General features: G+C 59.8%; 14 protein-coding genes. 6 read left to right on the top strand and 8 right to left on the bottom strand.

Annotated features, from left to right (window positions below):
* Positions 1 to 54 precede the first annotated feature (54 nt).
* The gene (locus ACESLM_RS16490) at positions 55 to 423 is read right to left on the bottom strand and encodes a helix-turn-helix domain-containing protein (RefSeq protein ID WP_372632676.1); all 369 of its coding nucleotides are present in this window, start codon (positions 421 to 423) and stop codon (positions 55 to 57) included.
* Positions 424 to 645: 222 nt separating this feature from the next.
* On the opposite strand from ACESLM_RS16490, the gene ACESLM_RS16485 reads away from it, so the two are divergent.
* Together ACESLM_RS16485 and ACESLM_RS16480 are read left to right on the top strand one after the other, a co-directional pair.
* A complete protein-coding gene (locus ACESLM_RS16485; protein ID WP_372632675.1) occupies positions 646 to 1002 on the top strand; it encodes a LytTR family transcriptional regulator DNA-binding domain-containing protein in 357 nt (118 codons plus the stop codon).
* 86 nt (positions 1003 to 1088) lie between these two features.
* Positions 1089 to 1367, top strand: a complete 279-nt coding sequence (locus ACESLM_RS16480) for a hypothetical protein (RefSeq protein ID WP_372632674.1) — start codon at positions 1089 to 1091, stop codon at positions 1365 to 1367.
* A 45-nt stretch (positions 1368 to 1412) separates the two neighbouring features.
* On the opposite strand, the gene ACESLM_RS16475 is transcribed toward ACESLM_RS16480, so the two are convergent.
* Together ACESLM_RS16475 and ACESLM_RS16470 are read right to left on the bottom strand one after the other, a co-directional pair.
* Positions 1413 to 2324, bottom strand: coding sequence for an NADP-dependent oxidoreductase (locus ACESLM_RS16475; RefSeq protein ID WP_372632699.1), 912 nt, complete (start codon positions 2322 to 2324; stop codon positions 1413 to 1415).
* Positions 2325 to 2358: 34 nt separating this feature from the next.
* Complete coding sequence (locus tag ACESLM_RS16470) at positions 2359 to 3753, bottom strand: MFS transporter (RefSeq protein ID WP_372632673.1); 1395 nt, start codon at positions 3751 to 3753, stop codon at positions 2359 to 2361.
* Between the two features lie 135 nt (positions 3754 to 3888).
* On the opposite strand from ACESLM_RS16470, the gene ACESLM_RS16465 reads away from it, so the two are divergent.
* Complete coding sequence (locus ACESLM_RS16465; RefSeq protein WP_372632672.1) at positions 3889 to 4854, top strand: LysR family transcriptional regulator; 966 nt, start codon at positions 3889 to 3891, stop codon at positions 4852 to 4854.
* Here the strand turns inward: ACESLM_RS16465 and ACESLM_RS16460 are convergent.
* The 3 genes from ACESLM_RS16460 to hflX form a co-directional block, all read right to left on the bottom strand.
* Positions 4826 to 7804 (bottom strand): DEAD/DEAH box helicase, encoded by a 2979-nt coding sequence (locus tag ACESLM_RS16460; RefSeq protein ID WP_372632671.1) that lies wholly within the window; start codon positions 7802 to 7804, stop codon positions 4826 to 4828. The genes ACESLM_RS16465 and ACESLM_RS16460 overlap by 29 nt on opposite strands.
* Positions 7801 to 9438 carry an SWIM zinc finger family protein gene (locus ACESLM_RS16455; protein WP_372632670.1) on the bottom strand — a complete coding sequence of 546 codons (1638 nt, stop codon included), beginning with the start codon at positions 9436 to 9438 and terminating at the stop codon, positions 7801 to 7803. Before ACESLM_RS16455 ends, ACESLM_RS16460 begins: the two co-directional genes overlap by 4 nt.
* Before the next feature lie 215 nt (positions 9439 to 9653).
* Entirely contained in the window at positions 9654 to 10931 is a 1278-nt protein-coding gene (gene hflX / locus ACESLM_RS16450; protein WP_372632669.1) for a GTPase HflX, read from the bottom strand.
* 504 nt (positions 10932 to 11435) lie between these two features.
* Here hflX and ACESLM_RS16445 point away from each other — a divergent pair.
* The 3 genes from ACESLM_RS16445 (at position 11436) to ACESLM_RS16435 (ending at position 16831) form a co-directional block, all read left to right on the top strand.
* Complete coding sequence (locus tag ACESLM_RS16445) at positions 11436 to 12539, top strand: site-2 protease family protein (RefSeq protein ID WP_372632698.1); 1104 nt, start codon at positions 11436 to 11438, stop codon at positions 12537 to 12539.
* 162 nt (positions 12540 to 12701) lie between these two features.
* A complete protein-coding gene (locus tag ACESLM_RS16440; RefSeq protein WP_372632668.1) occupies positions 12702 to 16463 on the top strand; it encodes an RCC1 domain-containing protein in 3762 nt (1253 codons plus the stop codon).
* Between the two features lie 167 nt (positions 16464 to 16630).
* Positions 16631 to 16831 (top strand): hypothetical protein, encoded by a 201-nt coding sequence (locus ACESLM_RS16435; protein WP_372632667.1) that lies wholly within the window; start codon positions 16631 to 16633, stop codon positions 16829 to 16831.
* Between the two features lie 44 nt (positions 16832 to 16875).
* On the opposite strand, the gene ACESLM_RS16430 is transcribed toward ACESLM_RS16435, so the two are convergent.
* Positions 16876 to 17286: a carboxymuconolactone decarboxylase family protein gene (locus tag ACESLM_RS16430; RefSeq protein WP_372632666.1), complete on the bottom strand. Its 411-nt coding sequence runs from the start codon at positions 17284 to 17286 to the stop codon at positions 16876 to 16878.
* A 74-nt stretch (positions 17287 to 17360) separates the two neighbouring features.
* The gene (locus tag ACESLM_RS16425) at positions 17361 to 18044 is read right to left on the bottom strand and encodes a Crp/Fnr family transcriptional regulator (RefSeq protein ID WP_372632665.1); all 684 of its coding nucleotides are present in this window, start codon (positions 18042 to 18044) and stop codon (positions 17361 to 17363) included.
* Positions 18045 to 18248: the final 204 nt, after the last annotated feature.

The raw sequence follows: 18248 nt of genomic DNA, 5'->3' as shown, positions 1-18248 counted from the left end.
CACCGCGAAGGCGGAGGGCGAGGTCTTTTTTTTGCGCGCTTATAGGGATGCGGTTCAACTCCGCTTGTTCGTCGAGTATTGATCGCCGTCGCCCAGAATTTCCCGCACGACATTGCGAACCATTCGAACCTGGTCGGGTTTCTGATCGCGCAGCGCCGCCAAGATTTCGCGAAGATCGTTTTCCGAATCGGTGCGCCTCTCTTCTCCGTCTACGTAGGCGAACAACTGCGACAAGCTGACTTCCAGCGCCTCGGAGATTTTCGCCAAGTTCAGCAGGGATACGTTCTTCTCGCCGCGTTCCACTTGTCCGATGTAGGAGTAGTGGAAGCCGCCTTTCTCCCCGAGCTGCTCCTGCGACAGTCCCCGTTCCTTGCGCAAGCTTCGTATGCGTTGGCCGACGAGCTTCAGAATATCGTTCGCCAATCGTTCACACCTCTCATTCGTTCCTTCTCAGTGTAGAAAAGTAGCGAGAGGGAAAGAAGCGGTAGAAAGATACAGTCTAATTCAGAAATAGTATCCATAAATCGCATTTAAAGCTATAATCAAGACATTGAGTTCCTGTTACTGCTGTAACTGCGATCTATATGTATCATCTCCGAGCCGAAATAACTTATGCGCTATTGACCATCAAGGAGGGGGAGACGGATGCTGCTGCCGCTGCTGAACTCAAGAGGAGAGCATCGATTGCTCGACGTGAAAGAAATCGTGTACCTTCAAACGGACGGCGCCGGGAGGATGACGATCTATTCTTACGACGACGAGTACAAAATGATATCCACGGTCAAAGATTTGTCCGATCTGCTGCAGGAATCGGGATTCGTTCGGACCGACCGGGGAACGCTCATTCACCCGAAGCGCGTGGAGACGTTCGACGGGATTCTGAATATCGTCAAGCTGCGCACGAGGAACGGAGAGGTGATCGCTCCCGTGTCGGGCAAAGCCCAGAAGCAAATCATGACTTACCTGAAAACGTTGCGAGGAGTCCAAATGGACGATGAATAACCGGCCGTAGAGCGGCCGGGGAGGGTTAGCAAGCGCGATTCATGACCATTCTAGTAATGAATTCATATACTAGACGGGGTGATCGCATGATCTTGCTGTTATTCGCTGCCGGATTGGTTTCCATCGCTTGCCTGATGGTGTTCGGAATCGGCTCCCGCTCTCCGGAGGGCAAGGCGCTGGGGATACTGTCCGTCGCGCTTGGAATCGCGCTCGGCGTAACCGCCGGGTCCGTGACGGCGAGCCTCGGAGCGGACGAAGGGACGGTGGTAGCCGTCGGCCTTCTCGGCTGCTCCTTGGTCATGATCGCGGGCAGCGTCGCCGCGCGCAGACTTCTCCGGAAAGCGGATCTCCAGCGCCATCTGTAGAATAGAAACGGCCTGCCGACGAAGGCGAAGCGTCGCCGACGGTTTCTAATCGATCGTCAAGACGACTTTGCCGCGGCCGTGTCCCCGCTCGATCTCGCGGTGGGCGTCCGCGGCTTGTTCCAGCGGGAAGGTTCGCCGCACATGAAGGCTCAGCAACCCTTGGCGGTAGAGCTCGACGAGCTCTTCCAGCCGCTCGGCGGAACGCTGGCTGCGAATGACTCGCACGCCCAGCGACGCGCCAAGCGAGAAGGAGACGATCGTGCCGATGCGGGCTTTGTCGGCGACCAGCTCGGCGGATGCGCGCAGCGCTTCTTCGCCGGCGGCGTCCAGGGCGGCATCGACGCCTTGCGGGGCAAGGGTGCGGATTCGATCGGCCAAGCCGTCTCCGTAGGTCACGGGAATGGCGCCCAATGTGCGCAAATAATCGTGATTGCGCTCGCTCCCAGTGCCGATGACCGTGGCGCCCCAAGCGCGGGCAAGCTGCACGGCAATCGTGCCGACGCCTCCCGCGGCCGCATGGACGAGCAGCGTATCGCCGGCGCCGACCTTCAGCTCGCGCAGCGCGGTATGCGCCGTCTGTCCGGAGGCGGATAAGGAACCCGCCGCCTCCCACGACATGTCGGCAGGCTTGGCGGCAATCTGTTCGGCCGGTACGACGACGTATTCGGCGTAGCAGTTCAGCAGCCGGTAGCCGAGCACATCGTCGCCTTCGGCCCATTTCGCGACGCCTTCCCCGACTTGGTCGACGATGCCGGAGAACTCGTTGCCGGGAATTTGCGGCAGCCGGACTTCCGCTCCGGGCGGAGTCCACCCCATGCGAACGGACAGATCGGCGGGCTGAACGCCCGCCGCTTTGACGCGCACGCGAACTTCTCCGGGGCCGGCTTCGGGCATTGCGGTCGTGACGGTCCGCAAAACTTCGGGAGGACCGAAGGCGGAGAAGGCTGCGGCTTTCATCGTTTTCCGAGAGTTCAACATCTTAATCATCCTTTCAGGTAATAGAAGTCGTCTTCCGCGTGTCCGCGCCGGAACGCAGAGATCCTCCGAACTGCAAGAAATAGACGGCGATAAACACGGCCAGCAATCCCGCTAATACCAGGTAGAGGTTGCTGTACGCGAACGCGCTTGGATGAGCATTAAGCGGATTCCAGCCGCTGCTTGCTCCCCGATCGACCACCCCGCCGAACAGACTGGCCGACACGGCGCCCGCGATGAAGTTAAGCATCGATAACAACCCCATTCCGATTCCGACCTGATCTTGCGGCAGCGTGCGGGAAATTCCGTTGGACAAGGCGATGTACATGAACGAATGGCCCACAGTTCCGAAAATGAGAAACACGGCGATCCACGCCGGCGCTATGCCCGCGAAAACCGATAACAGCAACAGGCAAAAGCCGAGCAATCCCGTCGACGCGTAGAACAGGAACGGGTTGCCGCGGGCATCGGCGAGTTTTCCCGCCGAGCGTCCGAGCAAGGCCGTTACGGCAGCGGCCGGAACCATCGTCAGACCGACCCAGGCGGGCGAGAGACCGTTGACGTGAGTCAGCAATTGCGGGCTGAGAAACGGCAGCGAGTAGGCGACGCCGGTCGCGGCGAACGCGGTCGCGATGCCGACGGAGTAGCTTTTGTTGCGCAGCAGCTCCAGGCGAATGAACGGCGACTTTGCCGAGCGGATTCTGGCGTAGAAGACGATCAGCAGTACAGCGCATCCCGCCGCGTACGGCCAGGCGGCGTTCGTGATCGCCAGCAGCAGCGCCGCGATCGCGCCGGCCAGCAATCCGCCGCCGAGCCAATCGATCGAGGAACCCTCTTTGGCAGGCTCCTCGTTCAAATATTTGCGATAAAACGGCAGAGCCAGCAGCCCGAACAGCGGCATGCAGAACAGCCAGCGCCAATGTACGGCGCTTACGACGAGCGCGGCTATGGCCGGTCCGATCGCGCTGCCGATAGCCAGCCCCGTCATGGCGATGCCGAGCGCGCGGCCACGGGTTTCCGGCGGGAAGAAGCGGGCGGGGATAATGCCGGCGGTGGCGGGAACGACGGCCGCCCCGATTCCCTGCAGCACCCGGCCGAGCAGCACCATCCAGTAGTTCTGGGCAGCGAGCCCGATCAAGGAGCCGAAGGCGAAAAAGACGAGACCGAAGGTGAGCAGGCTTTTCAGCTTGTAGCTGTCCGCGAGTTTGCCGTAGAGCATCGTTCCGATCGCGTAGACGAGCAGGAAAGACGACGACACCCAGCTGACTTGCGAGATCGTCAAACCGAAGTCGTCGGCGATCCGGGGCAGCACGATGTTGAACATGGTCGCGCTCATGACCGTGATGACGAGGGTGAATGCGAGAATGCGGATCAGCTTCTGTCCGGCGCGGGATTGAAATTCAGCGTCCATGCGATAACCTTCTTTCTGCGGAGCCAGTTGCCTGTTGTTCTCCTGCAAGAAGTATTTTATACTGAGCATGAAAATAACAAAAATACTTCTTAAACCATAATGCTTATATACTTGAGGTTATAAGGAGGTGGCGTGATGGAGCTTCTGCAATTGCGGTATTTTCGTACGGTGGCCCGAATGGAGCATATGACGAAGGCGGCAGCGGAGCTGCTTGTCGCCCAGCCCGCGCTGAGCAAGACGATCTCACGGCTTGAGGCGGACCTCGGAGTGCCGCTGTTCGACCGCCACGGCAAGCAGATTCGACTGAACGAGTTCGGCAGGGCGTTTCTGAAGAAAGTCGATATGGCGCTGGCGCTGTTGGAGGAGGGGAAGCAGGAGGTGGCCGAGCTGGCGGGAATGGAGCAGGGCAGCATCCATCTCGCTACCTGGACGCTGGAGCGTCTGTCGGAGCCGATCGGCAAGTTCGTCGCGCAATATCCCGAAGTCCGCTTCCGGATTACGCAGGCCGCGGACGAAATCGAGCAGATGGTCGAGGCCGGAGCGGCGGACATCGGCTTCACGCCGATGCCGCTGGAGGGGCGCGCGGGCATTAACGGAATGACCGTGCTAAGGGAAAGCCTTTATTTGGGCGTTGCTAACGGGCACCGCCTCGCTTCCCGGAAGAGCATCCGTCTGGAGGAGGCGGCGGGCGAGCCGTTCATCGGTTACAAGGAAGGGTTTCCGTTCCAGCGGATGAACGAGCGCTTTCTTCGCGAAGCCGGCATAGCTCCGAACTTCATTTGCAGAGCCGACGAGCCTTCGTCCATCGTCAGCCTGGTGAAAACCGGGTTAGGCGTGGCGATGGTGGGCAGCTGCGGGCCTCAGTCCGCCGATTATCGCCGAATTCCGATCGAGCATCCGGTTTGCCGGCGAGATTTCCAGGTCGTCTGGAACGAGAACAAGTACCTGTCCAAGGCGGCCGTCCGGTTCCGCGACTTCCTTGCCGATTACTTTAAGGAAGAGGAAGCGCGCGAAGCAAAGAACCCGCCGGTTCAGGTTCAGTCCCCGGCGGGTTCCCATCAGCGCCCTCCCGTTATCCGACGAGATCGCGCCGCAACGTAAACAGATCCTTCAATTCTTCCGTCGACAGCTCGGTGATCCACCCTTCGGAGGAGGAGACGACGTTGTCGCTGAGCTGCTGTTTGCTCTCCAGCATCTCGTCGATCTTCTCCTCCAGCGTGCCGAGCGCGATAAACTTGTGCACCTGCACGTCCCGCGTCTGTCCCATCCGGTAGGCCCGGTCCGTCGCCTGGTTCTCGACAGCCGGATTCCACCACCGGTCGAAGTGGAAGACGTGGTTCGCCGCGGTCAGATTCAGCCCTACGCCCCCGGCCTTCAGCGAAAGGACGAACACGCCGGGACGCCCATCCTCCCCATCTGCAGGCTCCGCGGCCGATTGGAACTGTTCGATCATGCGGTCTCTTGTCGCTTTCGGCGTGCTTCCGTTGAGGTAGAAGACGGGCTCCTGCAATTCCTGCCCGAGAATCCTTTTCAGCATGTTTCCCATGTCGACGTATTGCGTGAAGATCAAGCAGCGATCGCCTTCCTCGCGAAGCTCCTTGACCATCGCCAGCAGACGTTCCAGCTTGGAAGAGCGGCCGGCGAGCGCTTCGACGTCCACGATCGGATTTTCCTCCGACACGGCTTCGGGCACGGCTTCCTTGGTCAGCAGCAGCGGATGGTCGCACAGCTGTTTGAGCCGGGTTAACGCGGCCAGAATCGCCCCTTTGCGCTCGATACCCTCCAGCTTCTGCATTTTCTCCATTAGCTCGTTCACCGTCTGCTCGTACAGCGCGCCTTGCTCGGCGGTCAGATGGACGTACGTTTTCATTTCGTTCTTGTCCGGCAGGTCGAGCTGGATGGCCGGGTCCTTCTTCTTGCGCCGCAGCATGAACGGCTTGATCAGCTTCTGCAGCTCGGCCGTGCTCTGCTCGTTCCTCTCCCGCTCGATCGCCGCGGCGAACCGGTTGTTGAATTCCCGCGAGCTTCCCAGATAGCCGGGATTGATAAAATCGTACAGCGACCACAGCTCGGACAGCCGATTCTCGATCGGCGTTCCGGTCAGCGCGATGCGATGCCTGGCCGGCAGGCTGCGCACGACGGCCGATTGCTTGGTTTGCGCGTTTTTGATGTTTTGCGCTTCGTCCAGGCTGATCGAGGTCCAGGTCAGTCCCTGGAGCGTTTCCTGATCGAGGGAGCAGGTCGCGTACGATGTCAGCACGACGTCGGCCTGCTTGGCTTCCTCGACGAAGTCTTCCCCGCTCAGCCGCTTGCTTCCGTAATGCAGCATCACCTTCAGCGAAGGGGCGAAGCGGCTGATCTCCTTCTGCCAGTTGCCGAGTACGGACGTCGGGCAGACGATCAGCGACGGCATCGGCCGTTCGCCTCCGGCCGCGCTCTCTTGAATGTGCAGCAGATAAGCGATAAGCTGCACTGTCTTGCCGAGGCCCATATCGTCCGCAAGGCATGCGCCGAGCCCGAATCTGCGCAGGAAGCTCAGCCATGCGTAGCCTTCCTGCTGATAGGAGCGGAGCTCGGCGCGCAGTCCGGCGGGCACGGGGAGCTTCGGCTGCTCCGACTGCTGCGTCAGTTGACCGATCAGCCTCGTCAGATGCTCGTTCAGCTCGATCTCCAGCCGGAGGCGATGCTCCCGGTCGGCATCCGACTGTTCGTTTTCTTCCCGCTCGGCGTTCCAATCGCCTTCTCCTCCGAGCAGATGCAGTTGAAGCACCTGCTGGAAGGACAGACCTTGCCGTCTGTCCACGGAGGACATCGCCTTGCGGATTTGCGCCAGCAGCGCAGGGTCGAGTTGAATCCATTGGCCGCGGAAACGGACGAGTCTGGCGCCCCGGGCGACGAGTTCGGCGAACTCCGCCTCCGACAGATCGACGTCGCCGATGGCGATCCTCCAGTCGAAGTCGACCAGCGAGTCGAGTCCGAACAGCGACCCTCCGGCGCGGCCTCCTTCGCCGGAGCCGACTTTGGCCCGGAGCCTCGGCTTCTTCCGGCTGGCCGTCTCCCACCAGGCGGGCAGCAGCACCTGCCAGCCGGCAGCCAGCAGCCGCTGGCTGTCCGCCGTCAGGAAGCGCCAGGCGGCTTCGTCGTCCAGAGGCTCCGCGAATACGTCGCGGGGAGAGCCGTTGAACCGGTCGTCCGGCAGCAAGGCAAGCAATCGCTCCAACCATTGCGGCGATCGCTGCGCGACATAGGGAGACCACTCGCGGGGCCATGTGCCGAGCAGCTCTCCGGTCGCGGCGAGCCGCGCGGGGAAGACGGCCGACTCGTCCTTCTTGTCTTGAAGAACGAGCCGCAGGCGCCAATCGTCCTCCTGCTCGCCCGGCTCCAGCAATTGCAGCGCGGGACGGAAAGGAGCGTTGTCGGCTCTCCACCCGATCGAGACGAGCCAGTCGTTCTCCGTCAACCCGGCTTGAACGAGCTTGTCTTTGGACGAGAAGAGCAGCGGGTATTCTCTGCGCAGATCGCCCGCCGATGTCGGCAAGCCGTACTGAATGGTGTAGACCGCCGCGGAGAACGCCGCCCGAAGCCCTGTCATGAAATCCTCGTCCGATGCGGCCTCCTCCAACAACGCCAGCTCTTCCGAAGCCAGCGAATCTTCGTCCCATGTCCACTCCAGCTTGTCCGCCAAAAAGGCTTCGTAGCTCGGGTGATATTTTTTCTCCTCGATCCGCTTGACCATCAGAGGGGCGAGTTCGAGCAGTCGCGAGGCAAGGTCGTCCCAGGCCCACTCGATATGGCGAAGCAGATTCAGCTCGGCGAAGAAAGGAAGAACCATCTCGGACGGCAGCACGACGGCTTCGATGTCCTCGAGCCGATGGACGAACAGCTCCGTTCCGTAAAAAGAAGGCTCGTGCCAGGCGAACAAGGCATGCTTCAGGTTGAGACCGGAAACGGAGCCGTAGCCGCCTTCGTAGTAGCCGTGGAGCAGAGCGTCCCCGTAACCTCCGAGCAGCGCGCGAACGTTTATTTTTCTCTCGATCCGATTTTGCATCATGTCAGCAGCTTTCCTTTCCTAAGCTCCTCCTGAAGCGCGCGCAGGCGGCTGTGCCTGTCGGCGAACGCATCGATAAAGGCCTCCCAGAGCGATTCCCGTTTCAGCCGCTTATACAGCTTCGCCAATCTTTTGAGCAGCTTGACGGCCGTTTTGTAGCCGTCCCTGTTTTTGAGCAGGACGTAGCGTTCGACCGCTTGGTGGTAAAAAGGCAGCAGCGCTTCCGGATCGTTCTTCTCGATCGGCGCGAGGTCGGTCACCCGGAACTCCAGCGGATCGCTGTTCATGCTGAGCTGGAAGTCCATCCATCGCCGCCATTGACCGGTTTCGAGCAGCTTCTCCTCGTACAGCTCTCGGGTATGGGGCAGCAGAGAGACGAGACTGTCCCACATTCGCGGCCCGGCTTCCGGAAGACGGCGAACGGCCAGATCCCAGTATTCGGAATAGGCGCGCACGCCGCTTGCCTTGCGGAGATTGAGCAGCGGGGTGACTTCCACCAGCCAGTCGGCGAGCCTGGGCCAGCTTTCGACTTGAGCGAGATAGTCGAGGAAGCCGAGTAAAAACTCCTCGGGGATGTTCGTCCGTTCGTCGATCGCCCGCAGCTGCTTCCAAGCTTCTTCGTCGTTTCCTTGAAACGTGCGCAGGGCGGCCCGGGCCACGTTAAGGGCAAGGGAAGAGGGCGAATTGGCGGTTTCGGTCTCGGTTAAGCGGACGAATTCCTCCTCGCTTGCGAAGGAGCCGTCCGCTTGGCCGATCAACCATTCCTTCCAAGCTTGCAGGTAGTGACGCAGATAGTAGTGATTCTCGTTCGTCTCGGCCAGCATTTCGCTTCGCAAGTAGAACAACGTCTGCCGCGTTCTCGCCTCGTTATCCGGCCGAATGGCCGCGCCGGCCATCTGGGCGATGCGCTGGGCGACTTTGCCCTGCAGATCGGATGCCGCGTGATGCGTGTGAAAAGCTAAATAAGAATACATATAGCCGGACAAATCCTGCGGCTGCTTGGTCAGCTTCCCGAGCACGAAGAGATGCGCGTGCAGGAGGAAAAAAGCGTCGACGTCCGCGGGAAGAGAGGGTTTATGGCGATAGATCGCGGCAAGCGCGTCGTTAACGAACTGCGTGTTTCTCGAGCTCTGCATGAGCGAAGCGGTCGCCAGCGCAAACCATTCGTGCCATTCCTTCACGCTCAGCTCCGCGATCCGCTTCGCTTGTTGCTGCAGGAAGGCAAGATCTTCCGCCGCTTTCTTCGCCGCAAGCTGCCGCGCTTCGTTGTAGGAGGCGGCTCGGGCTTTGGGCGCCGCAGACCCCGTGACGGACTTGGCGTTAATCAGCGTATGGACCGAGCGATTGTGCATGTCGGCATACCGGAGAATCGAAGCGAACATATGCTTGCAGTAATAGCCGACGGGGCAGTCGCAGCGGCTTGACGAGAAGGAGTCCAGGTTCACCGAGACGTGGTACAGATCCCCGCCTTCCACGACGGCTTTCACGATGCGTTCGGAGGGGAGGGTGAGCTTTACCACTTTGCCCCGCTTGAAATAATTGAAGCCTCTGTTGATCGTCACTTCGCCGAAGTGCTTGGCGACGTCGCGGACGAGCCGATCCCATTGATCGTCGTCCAATTCGTAGGTCGGTATCATCTTTTAAAGTCTCCCGAATCGTCGAAATCAGTAAGCTATCTCTTAAGTATAACACGTTCGGAGGTGTTGTGCGCTTCGTTTTCGCACATATGTTCGGTTGGGGAAACGTTCACATATTTGTCCAAAATCAGGTCGCAAATTGGAAATCCCGCAGAGGTTCTTCTGCTGAACCGAAGCCGGCTTGCCGCTCGCCGCGCCGGAAAGCGTCCACCCGGTTAATCTTCGTTCGCGGGAGAGAACAGATCCCGGTATTTCTTGTAATCCGCTTCCCGGCAAGTCATAGACAGCTTGGTGCCGTTCTCCTCGTGACTCATCGCATGGATGACGGCATTCTCTTTGAAATAAGAGACGAGTCTTCCCTGATCGTACGGGATCAGCACCTCGCAGGTTTTGTCGTCCGTGAAAATCCGTTCCCCGATCAGCCCGACCAGCTCGTCGATTCCGGCGCCCTTCCGCGCGGACAAGTAGATGCCGCCGTCGGCTTCCTCGGGATAGCTCCGACCTTCCGCCAAGTCCGCCTTGTTGTAGACGTACAAGGACGGAATGTTGCCGGCTCCGAGCTCGCGCAGCGTCTCGTTCGTCACTTCGATCCGCTTGGCGCTCTCCGGGTCGGAGCAGTCGACGACGTGGAGCAGCAGGTCGGCGTCCGTCACTTCCTCGAGCGTCGAACGGAACGCTTTGACCAGATGATGGGGCAGCTGGCTGACAAAGCCGACCGTGTCCGCGAGCAGGAACGAGCGGCGGTTCGGCAGCGCGATGCTGCGGACCGACGTCTCCAGCGTGGCGAACAGCATATCCTTCTCCAGCACTTCCTTGTCCGAGTCGGGATCGACTTTGCGGATGACGGCGTTCATCAGGCTGGACTTGCCCGCGTTCGTGTAGCCGACCAGGCAAACGAGGGGGATTTCGTTTTTGCGCCGCTGGTTTCTCTGCACTTGACGTCTCGCTACGAGCTTCTCCAGATCGTCCTGCAGCGCCGCGATTCGGTCTTCGATCCGTCTGCGGTCGAGCTCCAGCTTCGTTTCGCCCGAGCCCCGGTTCTTCAAGCCCGCGCCGCCGCCCTGACGACCGAGCGATTCGCGAAGCCCGATCAGGCGCGGCAGCATATACTGAAGCCGTGCGACTTCGACTTGAAGCTTGGCTTCCCTGGTCTGCGCCCGACTTGCGAAAATATCAAGGATAAGCAGCGTACGGTCGATGACCCGGCAATCCAGCTCGGCCTCGAGATTGCGAATCTGCGATGGGGACAGCTCGTCGTTGAAGATGGCGACGCCGGCTTCGCTTGCCGCCATCGCTTCCTTCAGTTCCTTGATTTTGCCGCTGCCCATATAGGTTCCGGTAATGATTTTCTCCGCCTTCTGCGTCACTTCTCCGACGACTTCCAGTTCGCATGCGTCGGCCAGGTTGCGCAGCTCCTCCATCGAGGCGGGGAAACCCGGCCTCTGGTTCAACTGCACGCCGACCGTTATTGCTTTATCTCTAATTCGTTCCATATTGAAATTCCTCCATTCGTAAAAAAGGCAATAAAAAACACAGACATCTCTCTGCCTGTGCGGTCGTATGACGATAGAGGGTTCCGAATAGCCGAGCCTACACCTGCGGCTAAACGAAAAGAACATGCCCGAAAAACGGATGGCGATTCGCATCTCGCCACCCATCATCCGTTCCGCGCATATCCGTTCGTTCGCCGATATAAAGGGGTTATAGGACAGACTTACTCCGAGTCCTCTGCACGCAGGCAGAGCCTTAAGCGCTATTCAATTAGCGACGCAAGGATCTAACTCGGATGTAGTCGTTCACACGTAACCCCTCCATTTCCTGTAAGTACGAGTAAGTGTAGCATAGATAACGAAGGCAAGTAAAGGGAAGAAAATGTCCGGGACGAAACTTGCTTTTGTCCCAGGACGTATTATAGGTGATAATAAAAGCAGCTATATAGTTATCGAGCGTAACGAAGGGAGTCCGACGTGGATAAAACCAAAACCAGATCGTTGCTGATGGGAGTCGGCGTATTCTTGTTGGCGAAGTTCAAATGGGTGCTGGCCATGCTCAAGTGGACCAAATTCGGCGGCACGCTAATCACGATGATGGTGAGCCTGGGAGCATACGCCGCCATATACGGATGGAAATTCGGAGTGGCGGTCATCTATCTCATTTTCGTTCACGAGATGGGACATGTCGTCGCGGCGAAGCGCAAGGGGATTGCGACATCTCCGGCGTTCTTCATTCCGTTCATGGGAGCTTTCATCTCCATGAAGCAGATGCCCCGGGATGCGGCTACCGAAGCGTATTTGGCTTATGGCGGGCCGCTGGCGGGACTGATCTCGTTTCTTCCCGCCGTCGCGCTGTACGAGTGGACAGGCGATCCGTTCTGGGCGCTGGTCGTTTTCCTGGGAGCGTTGATCAATCTGTTTAACTTGATTCCGGTGTCTCCGCTCGACGGAGGCCGCATCGTTTCCGTGCTGTCGACGAAAATCTGGCTGATCGGCTTGATTCTGCTGGGTATCTATGCCTTCATGGCGGGCAGCCCGCTCATGGTTATTATTTTGATATTCGGCGTCGTCACATGGTGGAACCGGGCGAGGGAAGGCTACCGGGGAGGCTTGCTCGCTTACGAGAAAGGGAAGCTGACCGAATTCCGCAAAGAGCTGCTGCGTTGGCCGAATCTATTGAGCACTTGGGAGCTTAAGCAAGCTTTAATGGCCCAGATTGAGACGGCCAAACGGGCGCAGGAGGAAGGCGGCGGCAGAAGGCTGATTCCGTTCCTTCAGGACGAAGAGAAGCTGGCCCGGGAGCAGGTGCGATTGGATCGGGAGTACGCCGAGCGGATGCTCACGCGGCTCCAGGAGTGGGAGTACGAGCCGGTTCAGTACGAGGACGGCGATCCCGACAAGCCGATTCCGTCCCATCTGCTCACGGAAGACGTGCGGAGAGCGGACGAGGCGATCGCGGGAATCGACGAGGAGCTGCATCGCTACCGGACATACTACGAGGCTCCGGCATCCGTGAAGTGGAAGGTGCTGGCCGCCTATCTGGCGCTGGCCGGGGTGCTGTCCGTGTTCATGCTGTACGGGCACCGGATTATGGAACTGCATAGGTAGACGGATAAGAAGGACGCTTGCCGGACGATCGGCGGGCGTCTTTTCTCTGTCGAGAGGACGTCCTTTTTTGTTAGCGGAGTTAACTTTCGTCAATCGAATTATGTTTTTTCTCTTCGTAAAATAAATGGAGGTATGGGTCGACCCAAGAAACGAAGAGGAAGGATGAAGAGGAAATTGTCGCGAATCGCTAAAATAGGAATGAGTCTGTTGGTTCTGCTGGGGGTCATTCCGTTCCTGCCCGGCAAGGACGCCCAGGCAGCGGAGCGTTATGTCGTTGCCCCGCAAATCGCTCAGGGGTATTATCATGGCTTGGCGCTCGTTTCGGACGGGACGGTATGGGGCTGGGGCCAGAACACGCACGGGCAGCTGGGGATCGGGTCGACGACTGGAAGAATGGTTCCCGTCAAAGTTGCCGATCTGGAGCGGGTAAAATTGATCGCAACCAGTATTCGAAGCAGTTATGCCGTTACGGAAGACGGGACGCTGTGGGCTTGGGGACAAAATGAAGACGGCCAATTGGGCGACGGCACGAAGATCAACCGTACGCTGCCGGTGCGGATCATGGGCATCGACGGCAATATTACCGCTCTGTCGTCCGGTATTAGCTACCACATGCTCGCGTTAACGGACGATGGCAAAGTATGGGCATGGGGAAACAACGACGCCGGCGAGCTCGGAGACGGAACGACGGAGGATCGGACTTCTCCCGTGCAGGCGGTGCCGGGGCTGGACAATGTCGTCGCCGTTGCCGCGGGAGGCTGGCACAGCATCGCGCTCAAAGCCGACGGGACTGTCTGGACTTGGGGAAGCAACGACTACGGACAGCTCGGTGACGGAACGACGTCGAATCGCGCCGATCCGGTTCAGGTTAATATCAGCGATGTGATGGCGATCTCCGCTGGGAATTTCCATACCCTGGCGCTCAAGAGAGACGGAACGGTATGGAGCTGGGGAAGAAATACGTGGGGAATGCTCGGAGACAGCTCGGGCTACGATCGCCACGAACCGGTTCAGGTCAGCCTGGTCGACAACGTCAAGGCCGTCGTAGGAGGCGGTCATCATAGTCATGCCGTAACGAATGACGGCAGAGTATGGTCCTGGGGCCTTAACTATCAGGGGCAAATCGGGGACGGGACGTGGGAGTGGCGTTATATCCCGGTAGAGATCGGGGTGTCGGACGTTGTGGCGGTCACGGCCGGGGGGTTCTCCGGTTCGGCGATGAGGTCGGACGGATCGATGTTGGGCTGGGGGCTCAATTCGAGCGGGGAGCTGGGAGACGGCACGACTTTGGAGCGTCGCAGCCCAGTCGTCACTAGAGCGGTCACGGATGCCACCCCGCCGGCGATTGCCGACCGGGAGATTACGGCAAGCGGCATCACCCACTCCGACGTGACGCTCGCTTGGACGAAAGCGTCGGACAATATGACCCCGTCCTCCGAACTGGAGTACCGGGTTTACAGAATAGGGGGAAATAGCGCGGACACGGTCGCCGCCGTTGAGTTGGGAACGCCGCTGGGTTCTTACGAAGCGGATATTTCGTCTAAGCAGATTAGCGGCATGTACGGAGGCCAGACCTATCATTATGCGGTTGTGGTCAAAGATAAAGCCGGCAAAAAGAGCGTCTACGCCAAAAAGGCCGTCAAGACGCTGCCCGAGCCGACCTACATCGTGACATACGAGGGCAACGGCAATACGGGAGGCGAGCCGCCTCTCGATCCGTTCGAGTACTGGGTGGACGAGTATGCCGAAGTGCTGGACAATCTGGGCAACTTGGAGAAGACGGAGTTCACCTTCGGAGGCTGGAATACGCTGCCGAACGGCAACGGAGTCGCTTACGCTCCCGGGGATATACTCGTGATGCCCGCCGCCAATGTGACGCTGTTCGCGCGCTGGATTGCGGGCCCTGATACGACGCCTCCTCTGGCAGCGGCTTACGACCCGGCTCCGAATGCCGTTGGCGCATCTGTAAGCAACCCCTTGGCGATCAGCTTTAACGAGCTTGTCACGGCGGTTGCGGGCAAAACGATTACGTTGTCGAGAACCGACGGCAGCTGGGAGGAAACTTACGCGGTGACGGATACCGCCAAGGTGACGGTGGCTGGCGCCAGAGTGACGATCCGCCCTTCCGTCGAACTGGAACGTTCGGCGGAATACGCCGTGCGGATCGATCCGGGCGCTTTCGCGGATGCCGCGGGCAACCCTTACGCGGGCATCGCGGACGACGCGACGTGGAAGTTTACGACCGAGGGCGAGCCGACGGCGCCGCAGAGCGACGATGCCACGTTGGCATCGCTGAGCTTGACCGGGCTCGGAGGAGCCGCAGTTCCGCTCAGTCCGGCGTTCGCCCGATCGAATAGGCTGTATTCGGCCAGCGTGGCTGACGCCGTGTCGTCGGTATCGGTTACGGCGGCGACTTACGATTCGAGGTCCAGCGTGACCGCAAGCGTATACCGCAGCGACGGACTTGCGACCGTGGGGCCGATCTTGCTGACGAGCGGCGTTCCCAGCCAGCAGCTCCCGCTGCGGACGGGAATTAACCGGATCGGACTGAACGTAACGGCAGAAGACGGATCTTCGCTCGGCTACGACATCGTCGTGTTCCGCCCGGCCCCTTCATCAGGAGGCTCCGGTGGGGACGGTGGAAACGGCGGAGGTGGAGGCGGAGGCTCCGGGGGTGGCGGAGCAGGCGATGCGCCAACGCCGCCCGCGGCTGGGGTCAAAGCGACTATGAACGGACAAACGCTGGCGGAGATTGCTTCGGAACGGGAAACGCCGAACGGCTTAACGGTTTCCTTGCGCGCCGAAGCTTTCCTTGAGCGGCTGGCCGCGGGAGGAGACAAGCCTACGGTGGCGATCGAGGCCGTTCGGGCGGATACGAACGTGCTGCTGGAGCTGACGGGCAGCGTCGTTCAAGCGATGGAGAACCGTTCCGCGATGCTGGAAGTGCGGACGTCGTACGGAAGCTATCGTCTTCCGGCGGCTCTTCTGGATATCGGGACGTTGGCCGGGAAAGTCGGGGGGAGTTCCGCCTTGAGCGAAGTGCTTGTGAGGATTTCGATTGCTCGGGCGGATGCGGCGAACACCGGCATTCCGAATCTTGTCGGCCATCCGATCGAATTTTCCGTTTCCGCGGATTACAAGGAAGCTCATGCGGAGATAGATGAGTTCGCGGGATTCGTGGAGCGGGTACTGCCGATTCCGGCGGGAACGAGCGGAGTAACGACCGTCGTCGTACTGGAGCCGGACGGATCGGTCCGGCACGTGCCGACCCGCATAGAGACGATCGGGGGCCAGCGCTCGGCGGTGGCGAGCAGCTTGACGAACAGCGTCTATGCGCTTGTCGCGCATCCGGCGGCTTTCCCGGACGTTGAGAACCATTGGGCAAAAAGCGAGATCAACGGTCTCGCGTCGCGTTTGGTTGTACGCGGCAACGATAACGGCGCGTTCCTTCCGGGGGCGTCGGTGACGAGAGCGGAGTTCGCGGCGATCTTGACGAGAGCGCTCGGGCTGCCCGAGCGAGGCGGGGAGTCCGGCTACGCGGACGTAGCGCCGAACGCTTGGTATGCCGGGGCTGCGGCGCAAGCCCGGAAATACGGTCTCGTCGAAGGAGACGGACAGGGCCGATTCCGGCCTTCGGCGGCGATTACGCGGGAGGAAGCGGCCGTCATGCTGGCCCGGGCCATGAAGCTGACGGGGCTGAACGACGGGGCCATGGCGTCCGAAACGTTCGTGTCCGAGAAGCTGAACGGATTCCGGGATGCGGGGGACGTCAGCGCATGGGCCCGCCAGGCGCTGGCGATCGGAGTCAGCGAGCGCCTGCTGCAAGGCAATCAAGCCGCGCTGCTGCCTAAGAACGCCATCACACGGGCGGAAACGGCGGTTATCGTCAGCCGGCTGCTGCAGCGTTCCGGTCTAATCGACTGAAGGAAATACGCGATATGAAGAAGGAAGCCGTCCTATCTGGGTCTTGAGACCCGGGGGCGGCTTCCGTTCTTTTCGCCTAATGATGTGCCTTTCTTCAACCGATGATACTAGTAAGCCATGAACTGAAAGTCACGGTTTGGTTTCGATTAACATCAGGGTGGGCTACGATGGAACTAATCAATTGCGGCAGATGCGGCAAGCTGCAGGTGCAGAAGCCGGACACGCTCTGCAAGGAATGCCAGCAAGTCTATATCGCGGAGTCTCATCTCGTCAAAGATTATGTCAAGAACAACCCTGGCGTAACGCTCATGGATGTCGTAAAGCATACGGGGCTTCCCTTAAGATGGATTAAGGAGATGCTGAAATAAACTCCGGAGATTGACCGGCCCTGGGGCGTGTATGCATACACGCCCTAGCAGAGACATTCGGGTCCGTCCGATTGCGCCGCCGAAGTTCCGTCCTTCGGGGAAGCGGGCGCGTTATCGGGCATCGGGTCATTCCGTTCGAAGGCGATTAAAGCCTGCGTGGCGTGGCTAAGCACCGCGCCGGCACGCGTGGAAGCGGCGACGAGCACGGCTTCGACGATCTCTTCGCGCGTGCCGCCCAGGCTTCGGTATTTTTTGACGTGGTTGTCGATACAGTACGGACATCCGGTCACATGGGCAACGGCGACGGCGATCAACTCCTTCGTTTTTAACGGTACGGCGTCCGAAGCGCGGTAGACGTCGTGCTCGAATTTCAGGAACGAACCCGCGGCCTGCGGGACAAGCCCGATTAGCTCCGGAATGCGTCCCAGATTAGATGGTTTGTAATAAGCGTCCATGGATGAATCCTCCCTTGGCTTAACGAGCTCGCACTGATCGTAACGCATGGGAAGCGCGGATTACCGTGACTAAGTCACGCCCGCGACTCGGCGATCCGCTGCAGTCTTGCGGGATCGAGCAGGACAATCTGTCCTCGGCCCAGATGGATCGCTCCTTGGCTTTGGAACGCTTTTAGCGTGCGGGAGACGACTTCCCGGGCGGTGCCGAGCTCGGCCGCGATGCGATCGTGCGTCAGGCGCAAAGGAGCGTCGGCATGCTGGACAAGCGATTGCGCGAGCAGAAAATCGGCCAGCCGGACCGGGATCGGGTGGAACGCGATTCTGCCGAGCAGCGAGGCGACGTCGGTAATCCGGCCGACAAGCTGCTTGTAGACGAACTGCCGAACCGGCTTCCATTCGTCGATCCAGGAGACGAACTCCTTGGCCGGCACGGCGACGACCTCCGTCGGCACTTCGATCGACGCGGAAGCTTCGTATTCCGTCTCCCCGACCACGCTGGCCATCATCAGTGGGCAGCACTCGCCGCCGAACACGCGGTAAAGCGTCACCTCCCGCCCCGTAGAAGGGCACAGCTTATAGATGCGAACCCCGCCGCTGACGATAAACAGGGCATGCTCCAGCAGTCTGCCTTCCCGAACGGAGTGCGGCGTTGCGGGCGTGATCGAGACGAGCTCCGAGCGCTGCCATTTGTCGTCGGGAACGGAAGAGAAGCAGGGGAACGACAGGCGGATGCGGGACAACTGCGCGTTAGGGATCATACGGATACAGGCTCCTTAAGGAAGTAGAAGGTTTATGCTTTGAACACTCCCCCACTTACGCATTTGCGTTGAAGTGGGAGATTCTTGCGTAATCACCTCATCCGAAGTGAAGTTGAGCAAGCGATCCCTGCGGTTCCCGCAGTTCTTGTTTACCTGGAAGCTTCTATTCGTTTGTCAGGAGCAAGATGTTCTTGGCGGCATTCT

This window comes from Cohnella sp. (assembly GCF_041641335.1).
Taxonomy (GTDB): domain Bacteria; phylum Bacillota; class Bacilli; order Paenibacillales; family Paenibacillaceae; genus Cohnella.
This window is presented reverse-complemented; position numbering and strand designations above follow the sequence as displayed.

Coding starts and splice junctions, on each gene's coding strand:
- ACESLM_RS16485 (WP_372632675.1), top strand. CDS start 646: ATGCTGCTGCCGCTGCTGAACTCAAGAGGAGAGCATCGATTGCTCGAC.
- ACESLM_RS16480 (WP_372632674.1), top strand. CDS start 1,089: ATGATCTTGCTGTTATTCGCTGCCGGATTGGTTTCCATCGCTTGCCTG.
- ACESLM_RS16475 (WP_372632699.1), bottom strand. CDS start 2,324: ATGAAAGCCGCAGCCTTCTCCGCCTTCGGTCCTCCCGAAGTTTTGCGG.
- ACESLM_RS16470 (WP_372632673.1), bottom strand. CDS start 3,753: ATGGACGCTGAATTTCAATCCCGCGCCGGACAGAAGCTGATCCGCATT.
- ACESLM_RS16465 (WP_372632672.1), top strand. CDS start 3,889: ATGGAGCTTCTGCAATTGCGGTATTTTCGTACGGTGGCCCGAATGGAG.
- ACESLM_RS16460 (WP_372632671.1), bottom strand. CDS start 7,804: ATGATGCAAAATCGGATCGAGAGAAAAATAAACGTTCGCGCGCTGCTC.
- ACESLM_RS16455 (WP_372632670.1), bottom strand. CDS start 9,438: ATGATACCGACCTACGAATTGGACGACGATCAATGGGATCGGCTCGTC.
- hflX (WP_372632669.1), bottom strand. CDS start 10,931: ATGGAACGAATTAGAGATAAAGCAATAACGGTCGGCGTGCAGTTGAAC.
- ACESLM_RS16445 (WP_372632698.1), top strand. CDS start 11,436: ATGGGAGTCGGCGTATTCTTGTTGGCGAAGTTCAAATGGGTGCTGGCC.
- ACESLM_RS16440 (WP_372632668.1), top strand. CDS start 12,702: ATGAAGAGGAAATTGTCGCGAATCGCTAAAATAGGAATGAGTCTGTTG.
- ACESLM_RS16435 (WP_372632667.1), top strand. CDS start 16,631: ATGGAACTAATCAATTGCGGCAGATGCGGCAAGCTGCAGGTGCAGAAG.
- ACESLM_RS16430 (WP_372632666.1), bottom strand. CDS start 17,286: ATGGACGCTTATTACAAACCATCTAATCTGGGACGCATTCCGGAGCTA.
- ACESLM_RS16425 (WP_372632665.1), bottom strand. CDS start 18,044: ATGATCCCTAACGCGCAGTTGTCCCGCATCCGCCTGTCGTTCCCCTGC.